This is a genomic window from Flavobacterium sp. CFS9 (assembly GCF_041154745.1).
Lineage (GTDB): Bacteria > Bacteroidota > Bacteroidia > Flavobacteriales > Flavobacteriaceae > Flavobacterium.
In genome coordinates, this window is record NZ_AP031573.1 from 2811534 (window position 1) to 2832146 (window position 20613).

Annotated in this window: 18 protein-coding genes and 1 tRNA gene; 17 read left to right on the top strand and 2 right to left on the bottom strand. The window is 36.6% G+C overall.

Annotated elements, in window-relative coordinates; all coding sequences use genetic code 11:
* The first annotated feature begins 21 nt into the window (after positions 1-21).
* Complete coding sequence (gene gldB / locus ACAM30_RS12160) at positions 22-978, top strand: gliding motility lipoprotein GldB (RefSeq protein WP_369614905.1); 957 nt, start codon at positions 22-24, stop codon at positions 976-978.
* Positions 978-1313, top strand: a complete 336-nt coding sequence (gene gldC / locus ACAM30_RS12165) for a gliding motility protein GldC (RefSeq protein ID WP_017497028.1) — start codon at positions 978-980, stop codon at positions 1311-1313. Before gldB ends, gldC begins: the two co-directional genes overlap by 1 nt.
* Positions 1314-1428: 115 nt before the next feature.
* On the opposite strand, the gene yihA is transcribed toward gldC, so the two are convergent.
* Positions 1429-2049 carry a ribosome biogenesis GTP-binding protein YihA/YsxC gene (yihA, locus tag ACAM30_RS12170; protein ID WP_369614906.1) on the bottom strand — a complete coding sequence of 207 codons (621 nt, stop codon included), beginning with the start codon at positions 2047-2049 and terminating at the stop codon, positions 1429-1431.
* A 42-nt stretch (positions 2050-2091) separates the two neighbouring features.
* Entirely contained in the window at positions 2092-2856 is a 765-nt protein-coding gene (locus ACAM30_RS12175) for an alpha/beta fold hydrolase (RefSeq protein WP_369614907.1), read from the bottom strand.
* A 377-nt stretch (positions 2857-3233) separates the two neighbouring features.
* On the opposite strand from ACAM30_RS12175, the gene mraZ reads away from it, so the two are divergent.
* From mraZ to ACAM30_RS12250, 15 genes are all read left to right on the top strand, one after another.
* Entirely contained in the window at positions 3234-3707 is a 474-nt protein-coding gene (gene mraZ / locus ACAM30_RS12180; RefSeq protein WP_017497025.1) for a division/cell wall cluster transcriptional repressor MraZ, read from the top strand.
* Positions 3682-4590: a 16S rRNA (cytosine(1402)-N(4))-methyltransferase RsmH gene (rsmH, locus tag ACAM30_RS12185; protein WP_369614908.1), complete on the top strand. Its 909-nt coding sequence runs from the start codon at positions 3682-3684 to the stop codon at positions 4588-4590. Before mraZ ends, rsmH begins: the two co-directional genes overlap by 26 nt.
* A 115-nt stretch (positions 4591-4705) precedes the next feature.
* A complete protein-coding gene (locus ACAM30_RS12190) occupies positions 4706-5053 on the top strand; it encodes an FtsL-like putative cell division protein (RefSeq protein WP_369614909.1) in 348 nt (115 codons plus the stop codon).
* Entirely contained in the window at positions 5044-7053 is a 2010-nt protein-coding gene (locus ACAM30_RS12195; RefSeq protein WP_369614910.1) for a penicillin-binding protein, read from the top strand. Before ACAM30_RS12190 ends, ACAM30_RS12195 begins: the two co-directional genes overlap by 10 nt.
* Entirely contained in the window at positions 7050-8513 is a 1464-nt protein-coding gene (locus tag ACAM30_RS12200; protein WP_369614911.1) for a UDP-N-acetylmuramoyl-L-alanyl-D-glutamate--2,6-diaminopimelate ligase, read from the top strand. The genes ACAM30_RS12195 and ACAM30_RS12200 overlap by 4 nt, the downstream gene beginning before the upstream one ends.
* A gap of 100 nt (positions 8514-8613) precedes the next feature.
* Entirely contained in the window at positions 8614-9849 is a 1236-nt protein-coding gene (gene mraY, locus ACAM30_RS12205) for a phospho-N-acetylmuramoyl-pentapeptide-transferase (protein WP_202703053.1), read from the top strand.
* A gap of 92 nt (positions 9850-9941) precedes the next feature.
* A complete protein-coding gene (gene murD, locus ACAM30_RS12210) occupies positions 9942-11273 on the top strand; it encodes a UDP-N-acetylmuramoyl-L-alanine--D-glutamate ligase (protein ID WP_369614912.1) in 1332 nt (443 codons plus the stop codon).
* An 87-nt stretch (positions 11274-11360) separates the two neighbouring features.
* Positions 11361-12674 carry an FtsW/RodA/SpoVE family cell cycle protein gene (locus ACAM30_RS12215; protein WP_369614913.1) on the top strand — a complete coding sequence of 438 codons (1314 nt, stop codon included), beginning with the start codon at positions 11361-11363 and terminating at the stop codon, positions 12672-12674.
* A 125-nt stretch (positions 12675-12799) separates the two neighbouring features.
* Positions 12800-13885, top strand: a complete 1086-nt coding sequence (gene murG / locus ACAM30_RS12220; protein WP_369614914.1) for an undecaprenyldiphospho-muramoylpentapeptide beta-N-acetylglucosaminyltransferase — start codon at positions 12800-12802, stop codon at positions 13883-13885.
* 141 nt (positions 13886-14026) lie between these two features.
* A complete protein-coding gene (murC, locus tag ACAM30_RS12225) occupies positions 14027-15376 on the top strand; it encodes a UDP-N-acetylmuramate--L-alanine ligase (RefSeq protein ID WP_369614915.1) in 1350 nt (449 codons plus the stop codon).
* Positions 15363-16085 (top strand): cell division protein FtsQ/DivIB, encoded by a 723-nt coding sequence (locus tag ACAM30_RS12230; protein WP_369614916.1) that lies wholly within the window; start codon positions 15363-15365, stop codon positions 16083-16085. The genes murC and ACAM30_RS12230 overlap by 14 nt, the downstream gene beginning before the upstream one ends.
* A 6-nt stretch (positions 16086-16091) precedes the next feature.
* Positions 16092-17525, top strand: a complete 1434-nt coding sequence (gene ftsA, locus ACAM30_RS12235; protein ID WP_369614917.1) for a cell division protein FtsA — start codon at positions 16092-16094, stop codon at positions 17523-17525.
* Positions 17526-17609: 84 nt separating this feature from the next.
* Entirely contained in the window at positions 17610-19622 is a 2013-nt protein-coding gene (ftsZ, locus tag ACAM30_RS12240) for a cell division protein FtsZ (protein ID WP_369614918.1), read from the top strand.
* Positions 19623-19827: 205 nt separating this feature from the next.
* A complete protein-coding gene (locus ACAM30_RS12245) occupies positions 19828-20277 on the top strand; it encodes a GatB/YqeY domain-containing protein (protein ID WP_369614919.1) in 450 nt (149 codons plus the stop codon).
* An 83-nt stretch (positions 20278-20360) separates the two neighbouring features.
* Positions 20361-20434, top strand: a tRNA-Arg gene (locus ACAM30_RS12250).
* Positions 20435-20613 lie beyond the last annotated feature (179 nt).

Here is a 20613-nt window from a genome sequence, read left to right on the forward strand (position 1 = left end):
CACAAATCTAATTAAAATAAAATGAAAATATATCGCTTAGCAGTGGTTCTGTGCTTGTTTTTTTTGTCTTGTGACCAGAAAACTAAAGTCGAAAAAGCAGTAGAAGAAATCCCGGTAGACATTAAAGTAGAGCGTTTTGATAAGGTGTTTTTTGAGACCAAACCGGAGGATTTGGCTAAAGTAAAAAAACAGTATCCTTTCTTTTTTCCGGCAGGAAATGATGATAGTGTCTGGCTTAAAAAAATGCAGGATCCAATCTGGAAAGAAGTTTATACAGAGGTTCAGAAAAAATACAGCAATTTTGAACCTGTACGTGAAGAATTCAATGCGCTTTTTCAGCATGTAAAATATTACTTTCCTAAAACGAAAACGCCAAAAGTGATTACCGTAATTGGAGAAATGGATTATAATGCTAAGGCTATATATGCAGACAGTCTGGTCATTGTAGCGTTGGAATTGTATTTGGGAAAAGATCATAAATTTTATGAATTTCCCAATTATCTGAAGCAGAATTTTGAAGAGAAACAAATTATGCCTGATGTGGTTTCGAGTTTTGCGTATCGAAAAATTCCGGTATTTCCGGATAAAAATTTAGTTTCTCAAATGATCTTTGAAGGGAAACAGTTGTATGCAAAAGATCTGTTGCTGCCCAATTATACCGATGCTGAAAAAATGGGTTACACACCTGAACAAGTAAAATGGTGTGAGGAAAACGAAGCTTATATGTGGCGTTATTTTATTGAAAATGAAATGCTGTACAGTGACGATCCGAAGCTAACTACCCGATTCATGGTGCCTGCTCCGTTTTCTAAATTTTACTTGGAAATCGACAACGATTCGCCTGGACGAATTGGAGCTTGGTTAGGATGGCAAATTGTACGATCGTATATGAAGAATAATAACGTAACTTTGCCGGAATTATTAAAAACAGAAGCAAAGGTAATCTTTGAAAAGTCAAAATATAAACCTAAGAAATAATGTCAAATACAATAAAATCAGAAATTAAATTCAATATAGAATTAGATGAAAACCGTGTTCCGGAAAGACTGTCATGGACAGCTAAGGATGGCGGAGTAGAAGCAGAAGAAGCAAAAGCAATTATGTTGTCCATTTGGGACAGTAAAGCTAAAGAAAGCATGCGTATTGATTTGTGGACAAAAGATATGCCGGTAGATGAAATGAAGATTTTCTTCCACCAGACTTTGGTAGCGATGGCAGATACATTTAAACGTGCTACAGACGACGAAAAAATGTCAGATACAATGAAAGACTTTTGTGATTATTTTGCAGAGAAACTGGAGCTGACGAAGTAATTAAATTTCAATATTTGAAATTCCAACGTCAAAAAAATTCCAATAAAAAAATCCCAAATTCCAACCTTAAAATTGGAATTTGGGATTTTTTTATTGGAATTTCCCAGACTGGGATTTAAAACTCACTATTGTTCTTAAATACTTCCTGATTTACTTCATCGATGTAAGAAAGTAATTCTTCCTTTCCGATAGCTTCAGTAGATGAGGTTACAAAGTATTGTGGCATTTCAGACCAGTTATTGGCATACATTTGCTTTTTGTAAGCGGCGATATGAGAATCGATTTTTACTTTACTGATTTTGTCGGCTTTGGTAAAAATGATGCAAAACGGAATTTCGCTTTCTCCCATGTAAGACATAAATTCAATGTCTATTTTTTGTGCTTCATGTCGAATGTCAATCAGAACAAAAGCGCAAACCAATTGTTCTCGGGTTTCAAAATAATCCGTGATAAATTGCTGGAAAACTGATTTTGTTTTCTTAGATACTTTAGCGTAACCATACCCTGGTAAATCGACCAAAAACCAATTGTTGTTGATTTTGAAATGATTGATTAACTGTGTTTTTCCGGGACGTCCGGATGTTTTTGCTAAATTCTTGTGATTGGTAAGCATGTTGATCAAAGAGGATTTACCTACGTTTGATCTTCCGATAAAAGCATATTCCGGTAAAAAATCCTTCGGGCATTTTGATACTTCAGAATTACTTACTATGAATTCGGCGGTATTAATTTTCATGTTTTTTGTTTTTAAAACCTCCTAAAAGTCGAAAGTTAGATGCTATAAATTCTTTTCAACGAGCCATTCTTCCAGGATTTTGTTGAATTCCTGAGGATGCTCCATCATAGCAGCGTGTCCACATTTGTCTATCCAGTACAAAGTTGAATTAGGCAATAATTTATCAAATTCTTCGGCAACATTTGGGGGAGTAACGGCGTCGTTTTTACCCCAGATGATACAAGTTTCTGTAGTCATATTTGGTAAATCTTTGGCCATATTGTGACGAATAGCACTTTTGGCAATCGTCAAAGTTTTGATGAGTTTGATACGGTCATTAACGGTTGCATACACTTCGTCAATAAGTTCCGGTGTCGCAATTGCAGGATCGTAAAAAACATCTTCAGCTTTCTTTTTGATGTATTCGTAATCGCCTCTTTTTGGATAGCTGTCACCCATTGCGCTTTCGTAAAGCCCTGAACTTCCTGTGATTACCAGTCCGGCAACTTTTTCAGGATATAGCTTTGTATGGTACAGTGCAATGTGACCGCCTAAAGAGTTACCCAGTAGTATAACCTGATCAAATCCTTTAAAAGTGATAAAGTCTTTTACGTACTTGGCAAAGCTTTTTACGTTTGTTTTTAAAATGCTTTGAGTATAGATTGGCAAATCCGGGATCACAACTTTGTATCCTTTTGTTGGAAAATATCCGGCTACAGCATCAAAGTTACTAAGGCCTCCCATTAAGCCGTGTAAAATAACGATAGGAGTTCCTTCTCCAGCTTCATAATAGCTGTATTTGCCTTCTTTTTTGTAGTGTTTGTCCATTTAATTTAATGCCAATTTCAATTTGGACAAATATAGGGTTTAATAAATAAATATGGATTTTTGCCGCCCTTTTTTAACTAGATAATTTTAGTATAATTTCTAACTGATTAGAAATCAGTATGAAGTGGAGTTTTTTATTGATTTTCTAAATGTTAAGAAATCGGTAGAATAGCTAAATTTTTAAGAAAAATAGCGCGTAATTTTTTTGAATGATTAGTGTTATTGATAATTCGTTAATAATAAGTTAATGTATTGATATTCTATTGATTATGTAAAGTGGGGTGTAAGTGGTTAAACTTATTAACAAAGTGGTACATTGTGGTAAAATGTGGTAATATTTTTTATATTTTTGTCCTATAACATATTAATGAATTTTCTTGAACACAATTGTTGGAACATATGAGTGTAAAGTCGATGCTAAAGGGAGGCTGATGCTGCCTGCGCCTTTGAAAAAGCAATTGACTTCCTCTCTTCAGAACGGATTTGTTTTGAAGCGTTCGGTTTTTCAACAGTGTTTAGAATTGTATCCAATGAGTGAGTGGGATCTGATGATGCAAAAGATCAACAAGCTGAATCGCTTTGTAAAAAAGAACAATGATTTCATTCGAAGATTTACTGCAGGTGTGAAAGTGGTAGAGATTGATGCATTGGGGCGATTGTTGGTTCCAAAAGATTTGGTGACCTTTTCGGGTATTTCTAAAGATGTGGTTTTTTCATCTGCGGTTAATATTGTGGAGATTTGGGATAAGGATTTATATGAAAAATCAATAAGCGGCGAAGATATGGATTTTGCAGATCTAGCCGAAGAAGTAATGGGAAATATTAATGACGACGACAATGGAATATCATAATCCGGTTTTGCTTCATCCTACAGTTGATGGTTTAAATATTAAACCTGACGGTATTTATGTGGATGTTACGTTTGGCGGTGGAGGGCATTCAAAAGAAATTTTGAGACGATTAGGGCCAAACGGAAAATTATTTGCTTTTGATCAGGACGAAGATGCGCTGGCAAATGCACTACCGGATGAACGGTTTACCTTAATTAATGAGAATTTCAGATTCATAAAAAGGTTTTTGCGTTTTCATGGTGTTAAAGGAGTAGATGGAATTTTGGCTGACCTGGGGGTTTCATCACATCAGTTTGACGTTCCGGAGAGAGGTTTCTCAACAAGATTTGATGCCGGACTGGATATGCGGATGAGTCAGAAAAATGATTTAAATGCTTATCGGGTGGTTAACGAATATGAAGAACAGGATTTACGTCGTGTTTTTTTTGATTATGGGGAGTTGAAGAATGCACCGGTTTTGGCAAGAACAATTGTAGAAGCAAGACAAGGCTATCCAATCAAAACAACAGATGAACTGAAAGAAGTTCTGAAGAAATACCTGCCGGAAAAAGTTCGAAACAAAATATTGGCTCAGATTTATCAGGCGATTCGAATCGAAGTGAATCAGGAAATGGATGTTTTAAAAGAGTTTATTGAACAGTCTCTGGAAGTTTTAAAACCAGGCGGAAGATTTTCGGTAATCTCTTATCATTCTTTAGAAGACAGATTAGTGAAAAGATTCATCAAAAACGGAATGTTTGAAGGAGAACCTGAAAGAGATTTTTACGGAAATTTTTCAGTTCCGTTTAAAACAATAGGGAAACTGATTGTGCCGGATGAGGCTGAGATTAAAATCAACAACAGAGCAAGAAGTGCTAAATTAAGAATTGCGGAGAAGATATAGTTTGTGAGATGTTGGTTGTGAGATGTAAAATGTGAGACGTGAGTTTGAAACCATAAACAACAAACTATTAACAATAAACAGTCAAACGGGTTACTATAATATATAGGTAGAAAAAATGAAAAGTGGTGTATTTGATATATTAAAAGCGAGGTTTCTGATTCATGATGATGCTATAAAAAACTGGCGTTTCATTGTTTTTATCATTCTGCTTGCCATTTTGATGATCGCCAATACACAGCGTTACGAACAGAAGGTATTTGAAATCGCAAAACTGAACAACGAAGTAAAAGAATTGCGATCTGAGTTTGTAGACCGCCGTTCAGAGTTAATGAAGTTAAAAATGGAATCCACGATATCGGATAAAATGCTGGAGAAGAAAATTTTTCCATCCACAGTTCCTCCGATTAAAATAGAAGTAAAAAAAGAAGAAGAAAAAAGTTTCTTTAAAAGAATATGGCAGTAGAAGATAAACATATATCCTACAGAATTTACCTCGTAGCAGTTTTCATCTTTGTGATGGCAATTGCTATTGTTGTTAAGTTAACCAATATTCAGTGGGTTGAAGGTGATTATTACAGAAAACTGGCGAAGCAGCGTACCGTTAGAAATTTTGTAATTCCGGCTAACAAAGGGAATATTTATTCGGCTGACGGAAGTTTACTGGCTACGTCTATTCCGAATTATGAAATTCGTTTCGATGCGAAAGCGCCAAAAACGGAGACTTTTGAAAAATATGTAAAAGCATTATCCGATTCATTGGCTACCGTTTTAGACAGACCGGGAGGTTATTACGAGCAGGAATTAAGAAAAGCCAGAGCTAATAAAAATCGTTATTATCTGATTGCCCGCAATTTGAGTTATACCGAATATGTGAAAATTAAAGGATTCCCTTTGTTCAGTTTAGGAGCTTTTAAAGGAGGGATAATTGTGGAGCAGGAAACCGTTAGAAAACATCCGATCGGTAAAATCGCAGAAAGAACAATTGGATACGATCGTATTGACCCTGCAACCGGAATCGAAGTGGGTAAAGGAATCGAATGGGCTTTTAAAAGTTATCTGAACGGAAAAGACGGAAAAATTTTAAAGCAGAAAATTGCAAAAGGACAATGGAAACCTATCCGCGATTTAAATGAAGTAGATCCGATAGATGGATACGATGTGATTTCGACGATTGATGTTTTCATTCAGGACATTGCACATCATGCTTTATTAAAGCAATTGGAAGATTACGAAGCCGATCATGGTTGTGTAGTGGTGATGGAGACGGAAACTGGTCACGTAAAAGCGATTTCAAATTTGGGAAGATCAGAAGACGGATCTTATTATGAAACCACCAATTACGCTATAGCCGAGTCTCATGAGCCGGGATCGACTTTCAAATTGGTAGATTTAATGGCGATTTTAGAAGATAAAGTGGCAGATACCAGTACAGTTTATGACAGTAAAGGCGGAGAGATCAGATATTACGGAAGAGCCGTTCGCGATTCGCACAGAGGAGGGTATGGTAAAATTTCGTTAGCGCGTGGTTTTGAGCTTTCATCCAATACAGTGATGGTTCAGGCAGTTTATGAAAGTTACAAAAGCAATCCGTCAAAATTTGTGGATCATATTAAGAGTTTTGGGTTGCACAGAACATTAGGATTACACTTTAAGGGTGAAGGAAGAGCTATTATTCCGCGTCCTGGAGATAAAAACTGGTCAGGAGTTTCGCTTCCGTGGATGGCTTTTGGTTACGGAGTTTCGGTAACACCAATGCAGACACTGGCATTGTACAATGCGGTTGCAAATAATGGAGTGATGGTTAAACCACAGTTTGTTTCGGAAATAAAAGAGTGGAACAAGACCATTAAGAAATTTGATGTAGAAGTGATCAATCCGAAAGTATGTTCACAGGAAACCATCGATAAGGTGAGAGCAGTATTACTTAATGTGGTTAAAAAAGGAACGGGTTCTAAGCTGTATTCGAAAGATTTTTCGATGGCAGGAAAAACAGGAACAGCACAGGTTAATTATGGAGGGAAAGAAGGAAAGTCAGGCTTGTATTACGCCTCTTCTTTTGTGGGATATTTTCCTGCCGATCATCCTAAATATTCTTGTATAGTAGTAGTGCATAAGCCCAATACGTCAAGAAACAATTATTACGGAGCAGATGTTGCCGGACCGGTTTTTAAAAGAATCGCTCAAAAGATATTTACAGATGCGCCGTCAACGAATAGGATAAAAAGACTGGATTCAAGAATTCCAAAACAGGAAAATAGTTTTAATAAGTACACAGCAGAAGCTAATAAAAAATTAAATCAGATTCCGGATTTAAAAGGAATGCCGGGAATGGATGCCGTTGCTTTATTAGAGAATCTGGATTTGAAAGTAAAAGTAATTGGAGTTGGAAAAGTGAAAAAACAATCCATTCAGGCAGGACAAAACATTATTAAGAAATCAACAATAGTATTAGAATTATCGTGAAAATACTGAAAGACATATTATACAAAGTAGCGATTGAATCTGTAACAGGTTCAACAGAAATCGATATACATAAAATTGATTTTGATTCAAGAAAAATTGAGGCAAATGATGTTTTTGTGGCTATTCGCGGATCACTTTCAGATGGTCATGATTATATTGAAAAAGCAATCCAATTAGGGGCAATTGCAATTATTTGCGATACGTTACCTGAAAATATTGAAAAAGGAATAACCTACATAAAAGTAAAAGATACTAATACAGCTCTGGCTTTTATGGCGGCTAATTATTTCGGAAATCCATCCGAAAAGTTAAAGTTGGTGGGAGTTACCGGTACAAACGGAAAAACAACCATTGCATCATTATTGTTTCAGTTGTTTCAAAAAGCAGGTTTTAAAGTTGGCTTATTGTCGACCGTAAAAATTAGGATCGATGAAACTGAATTTCCTGCAACACACACCACTCCGGATTCGATTACAATCAATCATTATCTGAATGAAATGATCGAAGCGGGTGTTACGCATTGTTTTATGGAAGTGAGTTCGCATGGAATTCACCAAAAACGAACAGAAGCACTGCATTTTGTTGGAGGGATTTTCACGAATTTATCACACGATCATTTAGATTATCACCCAACTTTTGCGGAATACAGAGATGTGAAAAAATCGTTTTTCGATTCTTTACCGAAAACAGCCTTCGTTTTATCCAACATCGATGATAAAAACGGAGCGGTAATGCTTCAAAATACAGTAGCCAGAAAGTTTACTTACGCTTTAAAAACGTATGCCGACTTTAAAGCGCAGATTTTGGAGAGTCAGTTATCAGGTTTATTATTGAAAGTTAACGACAATGAAGTTTGGGTAAAATTAATCGGAACGTTTAATGCTTATAACGTTTTGGCAATTTATGGAACAGCCGTGCAGTTAGGAATGGATAGTCTTGAAGCGTTACGCTTACTGTCTGATTTAGAAAGTGTTTCGGGACGTTTTCAGTACATTGTTTCAGAAGGAAACATTACAGCAATCGTTGATTATGCACATACTCCGGATGCCTTAGACAATGTTTTAAAAACCATTAATGATATCCGTACCAAAAATGAACAGTTGTTAACAGTTGTAGGTTGTGGAGGAAACAGAGATAAAACCAAAAGGCCTATAATGGCAAAAATCGCTACAGATTTGAGCGATAAAGCAATTTTAACGTCAGATAATCCAAGAAATGAAGATCCTGAAGTGATTTTAGATGAAATGGAGAAAGGCGTTGAAGCTCACAATTATAAAAAGATATTAAGAATTTCAGATAGAAAACAAGCAATTAAAACGGCTTGTCAATTGGCTCAGCCCAATGATATCATACTAATTGCAGGAAAAGGACATGAAACGTATCAGGAGATAAACGGGGTACGTCATCATTTTGATGATATGGAAACGGTAAAGGAAATTTTAGAACAACTAGAAAAATAATAAAATGGAAATTCCAAATTCCAAAAACCAATCAGGATTGGGATTTGGGATTTAAGAATTGGAATTTAATTCGAAATTGGAATTTAAAAAATAGAAAAACATGCTATACTATTTATTTGAATATTTAGACAAAACATTAGATGTACCGGGAACGGGAGTTTTTCAGTACATCACTTTCAGATCGGCTTTAGCATTCATGCTTTCGTTGCTTTTGTCAACGATTTACGGAAAAAGAATTATAAACTTTTTACGTAATCAGCAAGTGGGTGAAACGGTTCGTGAGTTAGGTCTTGCAGGTCAGAATGAAAAAGCAGGAACTCCAACAATGGGAGGACTGATTATCATTTTTGCGACCCTTGTACCGGTTTTGTTATTCGCTCGTTTGCATAACATCTATATCGTATTGCTTATTGTAACGACGCTTTGGATGGGTAGTATTGGTTTTGTGGACGATTATATCAAAATATTCAAAAAAGACAAACAAGGACTTAAAGGAATTTTTAAAGTGATTGGACAAGTTGGTCTTGGAATCATTGTGGGATCAGTTCTGTATTTTAATCCGGCGGTAACGGTTCGAACTGATACGGGCAGAACGGATGTTTTTAAAACAGCAACAAACAATTCAACTATAGTTTTACCGGCACCGGTAGAAGAAAAATCTACTGCAACGACAATTCCTTTTGTGAAAAATAATGAATTTGACTATGCCGAAGTTTTGGCATGGACTGGTGAAGGATATGAAAAATGGGCTTGGTTGATTTTTATTCCCGTGGTTATTTTTATCATCACGGCTGTTTCTAATGGAGCGAATTTAACGGATGGTATTGACGGACTCGCGGCCGGAACTTCGGCGGTTTCTGTACTCGCTCTCGGAATATTTACATTCGTTTCCGGGAATATTATTTTTTCCAACTATCTGAATATAATGTATATCCCCAATTCGGGAGAAATGACTGTGTTTATATCCGCATTTGTGGGAGCTTTAATTGGATTTTTATGGTACAATTCATTTCCGGCATCTGTGTTTATGGGAGATACAGGAAGTTTGACTATTGGTGGAATTATTGCCGTTTTAGCGATTGCCGTTCGTAAAGAAATACTGATTGTTTTATTCTGCGGAATTTTCCTTGCTGAAAGTGCTTCCGTAATTATTCAGGTTACCTATTTTAAATATACGAAAAAACGTTTCGGAGAAGGACGAAGAATTTTCCTGATGTCACCGCTGCATCATCATTATCAGAAAAAGGGATATCATGAAAGTAAGATTGTGACCCGTTTCTGGATTGTTGCCGTAATGTTAGCCATATTGTCAATCGTTACTTTAAAACTAAGATAATGTTAAATGTAAAATGTTATATGTTGGATGTGAAAAACTTTGAATTGTCTCTTACATCTTACAGTTCACATCTAACAATAAAAATATAAACTATGAGATTAGTTGTTCTTGGCGGAGGAGAAAGCGGTGTAGGTACTGCTATTCTTGGAAAGAAAAAAGGATACGATGTTTTTGTATCAGATTTTGGAAAGATAAAAGAGAGTTACAAGGAAGTTCTTATCATTAATAAAATTCCCTGGGAAGAGGAGCAGCATACCGAAGATCTGATTTTAAATGCTGATGTGGTCATGAAGAGTCCGGGGATTCCTGATAAGTCACCAATCGTAAAGAAGTTGGTAGCAGCAGGAGTAAAAGTGATTTCGGAAATAGAATTTGCAAAACCTTTTACAGAAGCGTTGACTATTGGAATTACAGGTAGTAACGGAAAAACGACTACCACTATGCTGACACATTATTTATTAAAATCAGCAGGCTTGAATGTAGGTTTGGGAGGGAATATAGGAAAGAGTTTTGCCTGGCAGGTAGCCGAGAATAAATACGATGCATACGTTCTTGAATTAAGCAGTTTTCAGTTAGACGGAATAATAGATTACAGACCGGATATTGCAATTATAACCAATATTAGTCCTGATCATCTCGACAGATATGAATATAAATATGAAAATTATATCAATTCGAAATTCCGAATAACGATGAACCAGACCGAAAGCGATTATCTCATTTACGATGCAGATGATGAAGCAAGTACAGTATGGTTAAAAAACAACAAAACAAAAGCAAAATTAATTCCTTTCTCATTGACGAAAGCATTTGAAGAAGGAGCTTCTATAAATAACAACAAAATGGAAATAAAGATCAACCAAGAAGAGTTTACAATGGACACAGAACACATTGCGTTAGAAGGAAAACATAACATGAAAAACGCAATGGCAGCAAGCTCCGTAGCGAAATTGATGCAAATTAGAAATGCAACAATCCGCGAAAGTTTATCTAATTTTCAGGGTGTTGAACACCGTTTAGAAAAAGTACTTAAAATTCAGAATGTACAATATATCAACGATTCAAAAGCAACAAATGTTAATGCGACTTTCTTTGCTTTAGACAGTATGAATGTTCCAACCGTATGGATTGTTGGTGGAGTAGATAAAGGAAACGATTACAACGAACTGATGTCATTAGTTCGCGAAAAAGTAAAAGCGATCATTTGTCTTGGAATTGACAATCATAAAATTATCAGTGCCTTCGGAAATGTGGTTGACATTATGGTCGAAGTAAATAACATGAACGATGCTGTAAAAACAGCACAGCGTTTAAGTGAAAAAGGGGATGCTGTTTTATTGTCTCCGGCCTGCGCAAGTTTCGATTTATTTGAAAGCTACGAAGACAGAGGAAGACAGTTTAAGCAAGCGGTACACAACTTGTAGAAAATAGTTTAAAGTTTCATGTTTCAAGTTCGAAGCCTGAAACTTAAACATGAAACCTGAAACAAAAGAAACCTGAAATAAAAGATTATGAAAGAGCTGGTGAACAAATTAAAAGGAGACAGAGTAATATGGTCATTCGTGGCTTTATTGGCGTTGTTTTCATTTATGCCTGTTTTTAGTGCGAGTAGTAATCTGGCGTATATAGGTCACGGAACCGGAAATACATTAGGGTATTTAGTGAAGCATCTGGCTCACGTTTGTATTGGTTTTTTAATTATTTACTGGGTACATCGCGTGCCGTATCACTATTTCAGGGCGATTTCGAAAATTGCACTGCCTATTGTGTGGTTTTTGCTGCTTTATACCTTGTTGAAGGGAACTGTTATTGCAGGTGCAAATGCGAGTCGTTGGATTCAGGTTCCTTTTATCGGAATCACGTTTCAAACGTCGACTCTGGCGGCCAGTATATTATTCATATTTGTGGCGCGTTATCTGTCGAAAACCAAAGAAGAAAATGAGCCTTTTCAGGTATCGCTGATACAGCTTTGGCTGCCTGTTTTTATAACACTGGCACTTATTTTACCGGCGAACTTTTCAACTACAGCGTTGATTTTTGCGATGGTAATTATGTTGACGTTTATTGGCAGGTATCCGTTAAAATATATTGGTTTCATTATCGGTTCAGGAATTGCCATGTTTGCGTTCTTCCTTTTGGTAGCAAAAGCATTCCCGGATTCCAGATTCTTTAGCAGGGTTAGTACCTGGGGAAGCCGTATAGAGAACTTTACTACTGATAAACCGGATGAAGATGATTATCAGATTGAGAAAGCAAAAATTGCAATCGCTTCAGGGAGATTAGGGGGAGTAGGTCCGGGGAAAAGTGTTCAGAAGAACTTTTTGCCACAGTCTTCTTCCGATTTTATTTATGCGATTATTGTAGAGGAATATGGTTTAGTAGGAGGGGTAGCAATATTGATTTTGTACTTATTGTTGTTGTTCCGATTTGTGATCGCCTCACACAAGGCCAATACGTTATTTGGAAAGCTCGTCGTCGTCGGACTCGGGTTTCCGATGATCTTCCAGGCGATGATCAATATGGCTGTTGCAGTCGAATTATTGCCGGTAACAGGACAGACCCTTCCGTTGATTAGTAGTGGAGGTAGTTCGATTTGGATGACCTGTTTCTCCCTTGGAATTATCATTAGTGTGACGAAAAAAGAAGAAGAAATTGCTGAAGAACAGGAGGAAAAAGAAAGACGAAGAGAAGCTCTTCAAAGATTAATTGATAAAGAATTAGCAGAAGAAGATCTGCCTGCTGATGAAAAGATATACGAAGAAGAGGGAATGTACTCGATTCAGGATAATTCCAGAAATCCGATGAATGCGGTTTTAAATAAGTAAGTATAGAGCAAGAGCAGCTGGGGTAATAGAAGAAAGAGAATAGAAGAAAGAGGATAGAGAAATAGGTTGATAAGTTATTGGGGAAACTCATGATTCATAACTGACAACTCATAATGATAAAAAAGATGGCAAAATATAAATTCATATTAAGTGGTGGCGGTACAGGAGGGCATATCTATCCTGCAATTGCTATTGCAAATGAATTAAAATTACAATTTCCTGACGCTGAGTTTCTTTTCGTAGGTGCCAAAGATAAAATGGAGATGCAGAAAGTGCCTCAGGCGGGTTATGAAATCAAAGGACTTTGGATTGCGGGATTGCAAAGAAAACTTACACTGCAAAATTTAATGTTTCCATTAAAATTGGCAAAAAGTTTGCTGGAGTCACGACGAATCATAAAACAGTTCAAGCCGAATGTGGTAATTGGTACCGGAGGTTTTGCAAGTGGGCCATTATTAAAGGCGGCAGGTTCGGCCGGAATTCCAACAGTCATTCAGGAGCAGAATTCGTTTCCGGGAATTACAAATAAATTGCTAAGCAAAAAAGCCAATGCAATTTGTGTAGCTTATGATAATTTGGAGCGTTTTTTTCCAAAAGAGAAAATTGTTTTAACCGGAAATCCGGTTCGCCAGGATCTCATTGATATTGACAGCAAACATGACGAAGCGGTTGCTTTTTATGGATTAGATCCGAATAAAAAAATATTGCTGGTTTTAGGAGGGAGTTTAGGAGCGAGAAGAATCAATCAGTTAATCGAAAAAGAATTGCCCAATTTTCTTTCGCAGGACGTTCAGATAATTTGGCAATGCGGAAAGTTGTATTTTGAAGAATATAAAAAATACAATCAGCAAAATGTTAAGGTGGTTGATTTTATTGAAAGAATGGATTTTGTATATGCTGCTGCTAATGTAATTATTTCACGTGCCGGAGCCTCATCGGTTTCCGAATTGTGTATCGTAGGGAAACCGGTTATATTTATTCCGTCGCCTAATGTTGCCGAAGATCATCAGACAAAAAATGCACAGGCGATTGTAGATGCAAAAGGAGCTATTTTACTGAAAGAGTCAGAACTGGATAATGAATTTAGTATTGTTTTTGAAGCCTTACTTAAAGATGATGGGAAGCAGAAGCAATTAAGTACGAATATTAAAAAACTGGCAAAACCAAAAGCAACACAAGATATCGTAGCTGAGATTGTGAAGCTGATTTAGCTGTAGGCTGTAAGCGATAGGCTATAGGTCTGTTGTGTGAAGCAAAGCGGCTTAAGTGTTTAAAATAATAAGAGAATAAAAAATAAAGATAAAAGCAGGAGGCTTAAAGCCTAAAGCCTATTGCTTAAAGCGAGAAAAGAAATGAATTTAAATCAAATACAGAACGTTTATTTTATTGGTATTGGAGGTATCGGAATGAGTGCCCTGGCCCGCTATTTTAAAAATATTGGGAAACAGGTTTCCGGTTACGATAAGACACCATCTATGCTGACAAGCGAGTTGATTGAAAGCGGTATTGATATTCATTTTGAAGATAATATTGGTTTAATTCCAAAGGATTATTATACCGAGAATACACTGGTGATTATTACACCGGCTGTACCCAAAACACATTCTGAGTGGAATTATTTTACAGAAAGAGATTATGTGGTTAAGAAACGTGCTGAAGTTTTAGGGATTATCACTAAAGATACGTTTTGTTTTGCTGTGGCGGGAACACATGGAAAAACCACAACCTCAAGTATTTTGGGGCATATACTGTATGAAAGCGGAGCAGATGTAACCGCTTTTGTGGGAGGGATTGTAGAGAATTACAATTCGAATTTAATTGGAGAAGGGAAAACGGTTACCGTAGTGGAAGCAGATGAATTCGACCGTTCGTTCTTGCACCTGCACCCTAATATTGCCTGTATCACTTCAATGGATGCAGATCATTTGGATATTTACGGAACCAGTGATGCAATTGAGGCTTCATTTGTGGAATTTGCATCAAAAGTAGAAGATAAAAATAAGCTCTTTATAACCAAAGAATTACCTCTTGAAGGAGTTCAGTGCGCTATAAACGAAGAAGCGGTATATAAGGCCTTTAATGTTCGTATCGACAACGGAAGCTATGTTTTTGATGTGCAGACACCATCAGAAGTGATAACAGACCTGCGTTTCGGATTGCCGGGGAAACACAATTTAATGAATGGACTGATGGCTATTGCAATGGCCAAAACGTTCGGCACCCCGACCGACTCCATTGCAAAGGCCATTGCTTCATTCAACGGAATCAGAAGACGTTTTTCTTATCAGATTAAATCTGAAAATTTAGTTTATATAGACGATTATGCACATCATCCAACTGAGATAAATGCAGTGCATCAGGCAGTTAGGGAGTTGTATCCGGGACGTAAAGTACTGGCCATTTTCCAGCCGCATTTGTTCAGCAGAACCAGAGATTTTGCAGATGGATTTGCGGAGAGCTTATCGGCATTTGATGAAGTGTTTTTGATGGATATTTATCCGGCACGTGAATTACCGATGGAAGGAATTACATCGGAATGGCTGTTGGGAAAAATGACAAATTCGAACAAAAAAATTGTTGCAAAAGAGGATTTATTAGCGGAGATCAAAGCCAGTGATGCGCCAATAATTGTGACAATAGGAGCTGGTGATCTTGGTGAGATGGTTCCTTCAATTAAAAAAATGCTGAATGAAACTATTTAATTGGACAAATATTCGTTTGATACTCATTTTGGCGCTGGTTATTTTTTTATATTCCTTCGCTCAACATCGAAATGGGGATCGAAAATTAAAAAAATCCATGGTCGTTTTTGTAGGAGAAAATACGCTTTTTGTGAAGCCGGAAACGGTTAATAAATTGTTGATAGAAAATAAAAGAGACGCTTCCAGTATTAGAAAAGATGAGTTAGATTTGAATAAGATAGAGAAAACCCTCAACGAACAAGACATGATTGAAAAGTCAGATGTTTTTGTAAGTATCGATGGCGTTCTAAAAGCAGTAGTAAAACAGAAGACACCAATAGCAAGAGTTTATGATGGTGATCGATCTTTTTATATTGACTATGAGGGGAATAAAATGCCCTTGTCGGACAATTATACTGCAAGAGTTCCTCTTGTTTCGGGGGCAATTAATAAAAAAAATAACGAAGATTTAGCTGCTTTATTTCGCACAATTTATGACGATGCGTTTTTGAAAAAAAACATCATTGCAATACAAATTATGCCTAATGGCAGCTTAAAAATGTTTAATAGAAACTATAATTACTTCATCGATTTTGGCAGAACGATGAATGTTGATAAGAAATTTAATAACTATAAAGCCTTTTTTCAAAAAGCAGTTTTAGATAGTTCGTTATACAAATACAATAAAATTGACCTTAGGTTTACGGAACAAGTAGTTTGCACAAAATAATAGAAAATGGAAAAAGATAACATTGCAGTAGGTCTAGATATTGGAACAACCAAAATAGTTGCCATGATAGGCAAGAAAAATGAGTATGGTAAACTGGAAATTTTGGGTATTGGTAAATCCAAAAGTTTGGGAGTGGCGAGAGGAGTTGTAAACAACATCACGCAAACGATTCAATCCATCCAGCAAGCAATACTTGAAGCCGAAAATAATTCAGGTTATAAAATTAAAGATGTGGTGGTAGGGATTGCCGGACAGCACATCAGAAGTATACAGCATACCGATTACATCAGCCGTAATAATCCGGAAGAAGTAATTGGCGAGAAAGACATCCAGCTTTTAATCGATCAGGTAAATAAACTGGCGATGTTACCGGGGGAGGAAATTATTCACGTTTTGCCACAAGAGTTTAAAATCGACGGGCAGTCTGAGATTAAAGAGCCAATCGGAATGTATGGCGGAAGGTTGGAATCCAGTTTTCACGTTGTAGTGGGGCAGGCTTCTTCCATCAGAAATGTGGGAAGATGTATCCAGAGTTCAGGAATTGAATTGTCAGGATTAACTTTAGAGCCTTTAGCTTCTGCTGATGCGGTTTTAAGTCAGGAAGAAAAAGAAGCCGGAGTAGCGCTGATTGATATTGGTGGTGGAACAACAGATTTGGCTATTTTTAAAGATGGTATTATCCGTCACACAGCGGTAATTCCTTTTGGTGGAAATGTAATTACAGATGATATCAAAGAAGGCTGTTCGATTATCGAAAAACAAGCAGAGCTTTTAAAAATAAAATTCGGATCAGCCTGGCCGGGAGAGAATAAAGACAACGAAATTGTTTCGATTCCGGGATTAAGAGGAAGAGAGCCAAAAGAAATTTCGCTTAAAAACTTATCTAAAATTATTCATGCCCGTGTGGTGGAGATTGTAGAGCAGGTTTTTGCAGAAATCAAGGCTTACGGACATGAGGATCCGCGTAAAAAATTGATTGCCGGTATTGTGCTTACAGGCGGAGGCGCTCAACTAAAACACATCAAGCAGTTAGTAGAGTACATTACTGGTATGGATACCAGAATTGGATATCCAAACGAACACCTGGCAGGAAATTCCAGCGAAGAAATCTCCAGTCCGTTATTTGCAACCGCAGTTGGTTTAGTAATGAACAGTATCGAAAATAGTACGCAAAGTGCTGTTAGAATGGAGATTGTAAACGATCAGCCAAAAGTGGTTTACAGAAACGTACCGCCGCCGGTACAACAACAGATACAACAACCGGTACAACAGCGATACGAAGTTGAAGAAAACTACGTTGAAAGAGTAGAAACTATCGAAGAAACCAGAGAAGTTAGAAACAGCGTCTCTAAAGAAGAATCTACAGAAACAAAAATCAGAAGATCATTTTTTGACCGATATGTCGATAAAATCAAAGATTTTTTAGACAACGCAGAATAAGATAATAAAAGAAAAGGATTACTTTATTGGCCCCAAGTCAAGAAGTAAAAAATGTACTAAATAAGAATTTCAAAAACCAAAAAGATGATGAGCAACTCAGAATTTGGAAGCATTTCATTTGATTTACCAAAAAACCAGTCAAATGTAATCAAAGTAATAGGTGTAGGTGGAGGTGGTAGTAATGCTATCAACCATATGTTTAAACAAGGTATTAAAGGCGTAGATTTTATCGTTTGTAATACCGATTCACAGGCACTGCAGAACAGTTCGGTACCTAATAAGATTCAGTTAGGAATGAACTTAACAGAAGGTCTTGGAGCAGGAGCAAATCCTGATGTAGGACAGCAATCTGCTATAGAAAGTATCGCTGATATCGAAAAAATGTTAGACCGTGGTACTAAGATGGTATTTATTACCGCTGGTATGGGTGGTGGAACAGGTACAGGTGCAGCTCCGGTAATTGCACAGTTAGCAAAAGAAAGAGAAATCCTGACTGTTGGTATTGTGACTATTCCTTTTCAGTTTGAAGGGAAAGTACGTCAGGAGCAGGCACTTTTAGGAATTGAGAAATTGCGTAAGCAGGTCGATTCATTAATCGTGATCAACAATAATAAATTAAGAGAAGTATACGGAAATCTTGGTTTTAAAGCCGGATTCTCAAAAGCGGATGAAGTTTTGGCAACAGCCTCAAGAGGTATTGCCGAAGTAATTACGCACCACTATACTCAAAATATCGATTTACGTGATGCTAAAACTGTTCTTTCGAACAGTGGAACAGCGATCATGGGATCTTCTGTTGCAGAGGGTGAGAACAGAGCTAAGGAAGCTATTATCGCTGCATTGGACTCTCCGTTGTTGAACGATAATAAAATTACAGGAGCCAAAAACGTATTGTTGCTTATCGTTTCTGGATCTAATGAAATTACTTTGGATGAAATTGGGGAAATCAACGATCATATTCAGGCTGAAGCAGGTTACAACGCAAATATTATCATGGGAGTTGGTGAAGACGAAGCTCTTGGTGAGGCTATTGCCGTAACGATTATTGCAACAGGTTTTGACGTTGAACAGCAAAATGACATCGTTAATACAGAACCTAAAAAGATCATTCATACTTTAGAAGATGAGCAAAGAAGTGTTCATAATCTAACCAATAAATCAGTTACTTCCTTTGATTTAACAATTGATACGCCAACCAGCAAATCAGAAGAGAAAATTGTTTTTGATTTAATGGACGATGAAGATACGGTTGCTCCCGTAACTTCTGCTCCGGTTGTACCATTTGAAGTTGCTCCGGTGGCAGCTACTCCAACTATGAATCAGGAAGAATTGGTAGTGATGTCTGAGTTTATCAAAAATCTGGATGTTACGTTTGAAATCGTTTCACCGATAACAGATATCGATTTTACGATTACAAATCCGCAGGCAGAAGCTTTTCAGGACATAAAACCTGTTCAGCAAGTGCAGCAAAGAACATTCGAAAGAGAAGAACAAACTACATTCTCTTTTGATTTGCCAATTTTCAGATCAGAGCCTGAAGTTAAAAGAGAGCCGGTTGTAGAAGAGAATAAAGTTTTATTCGAATTAACAAACGAAACCCGTAATATTAAAGTAAATGATCCGGTTTCATTTGTACCGGTTACTGAGCTTTCTGATAAAGGAGTTATCAAGTATTCTTTAGAGGAGTACATGGAAGTTGAAAACGATTTAATGAAGTCGAAACCGGTTGAAAAAGTGGCAGAAGAAGTAATTCCGGCGGAATTAAATATCACCATGAAACCAAGACCTGATTTCGCTGTTGAACCGGATTACTCTACAACAGCTAACGTTTCTCCAATGGAATTGACAATTGAAGAGACTTTGCGTTTAAGAGCCGAAGAAAGAAGAAAAAAATTAAAAGAATTTAATTATAAATTCCATAATAATGTGTCCAGAATTGATGAATTGGAGAAAGAGCCTGCCTACAAAAGATTAGGTATCGATTTGTCTAATTCACAAGCAAACAACACAAATTCAAGAATTTCGGTTGGAACAGACAGTAACAACGATTTGCAATTGCGTTCAAACAATTCGTTTTTGCACGATAACGTAGACTAGTTTTAAAATCATAATAATTGGATAACCCGAAAATTGGATTTAATTTTCGGGTTATTTTTTTTATCTTCGCACAGAATTTAAAATTTGACTTCCTAAACAGGTTTTTAAAGTGAATCTTATTGATGAGTTTAAGTGAAGGAGGAAATATAATTTTATAGGTAATCTGTCAACTGATAAGCCTGGCTTATTTAAATAAAAATAAAAAATGAGTTTACAAACACTAATCATGGACGAAATTAAAACCGCCATGAAAGCAAAAGATACAGTAGCTTTAGAAGCATTAAGAGCAGTTAAATCTGAATTATTATTGGCTTCAACAGCTTCAGGATCTAAAGAAGATTTAACAGAAGACGAAGAAATTAAATTGCTTCAGAGATTGGTGAAAACCCGTAAAGAAAGCGCCAGAATTTTTACTGAGCAAAACCGTCCTGATTTAGCAGAGCCTGAATTGGCTCAGGTTGCTGTAATTGAGAAGTTTTTACCGGCTCAGTTAAGCGAAGAAGAAGTAGAAGCTGTAATAGCAAAAATCATTGCTGAAACCGGAGCTTCAGGAATTGCTTCAATGGGTAAAGTAATGGGATTGGCTTCTGCACAATTAGGCGGAACAGCTGAAGGAAAAACCATTTCTACTATTGTAAAAAAATTACTTTCGTAGTTAAATTCCAATATAGAAATTCCAAATTCCAATTTTAAAAGTGGAATTTGGAGTCTCAAAAAATTGAAAATTTAAAATATCTTGATCGCGTAGTTCAACTGGATAGAATATCAGATTTCGGCTCTGAGGGTTGGGGGTTCGAACCCCTCCGCGATCACTAAAAAAATAAAAAGCCTGCAAAGTGTATATTTTGCAGGCTTTTTTGTGCTTCAAAAAATTTAAGATTTTATTCCAGATTTTAAAAACACCTGTAATTAAAGGAAATTTTGGTTCGAAACCCATCATGGATCTGTAAAGATTTACGATTCTTTTTTTAGTATATAAAGCATGTAAATT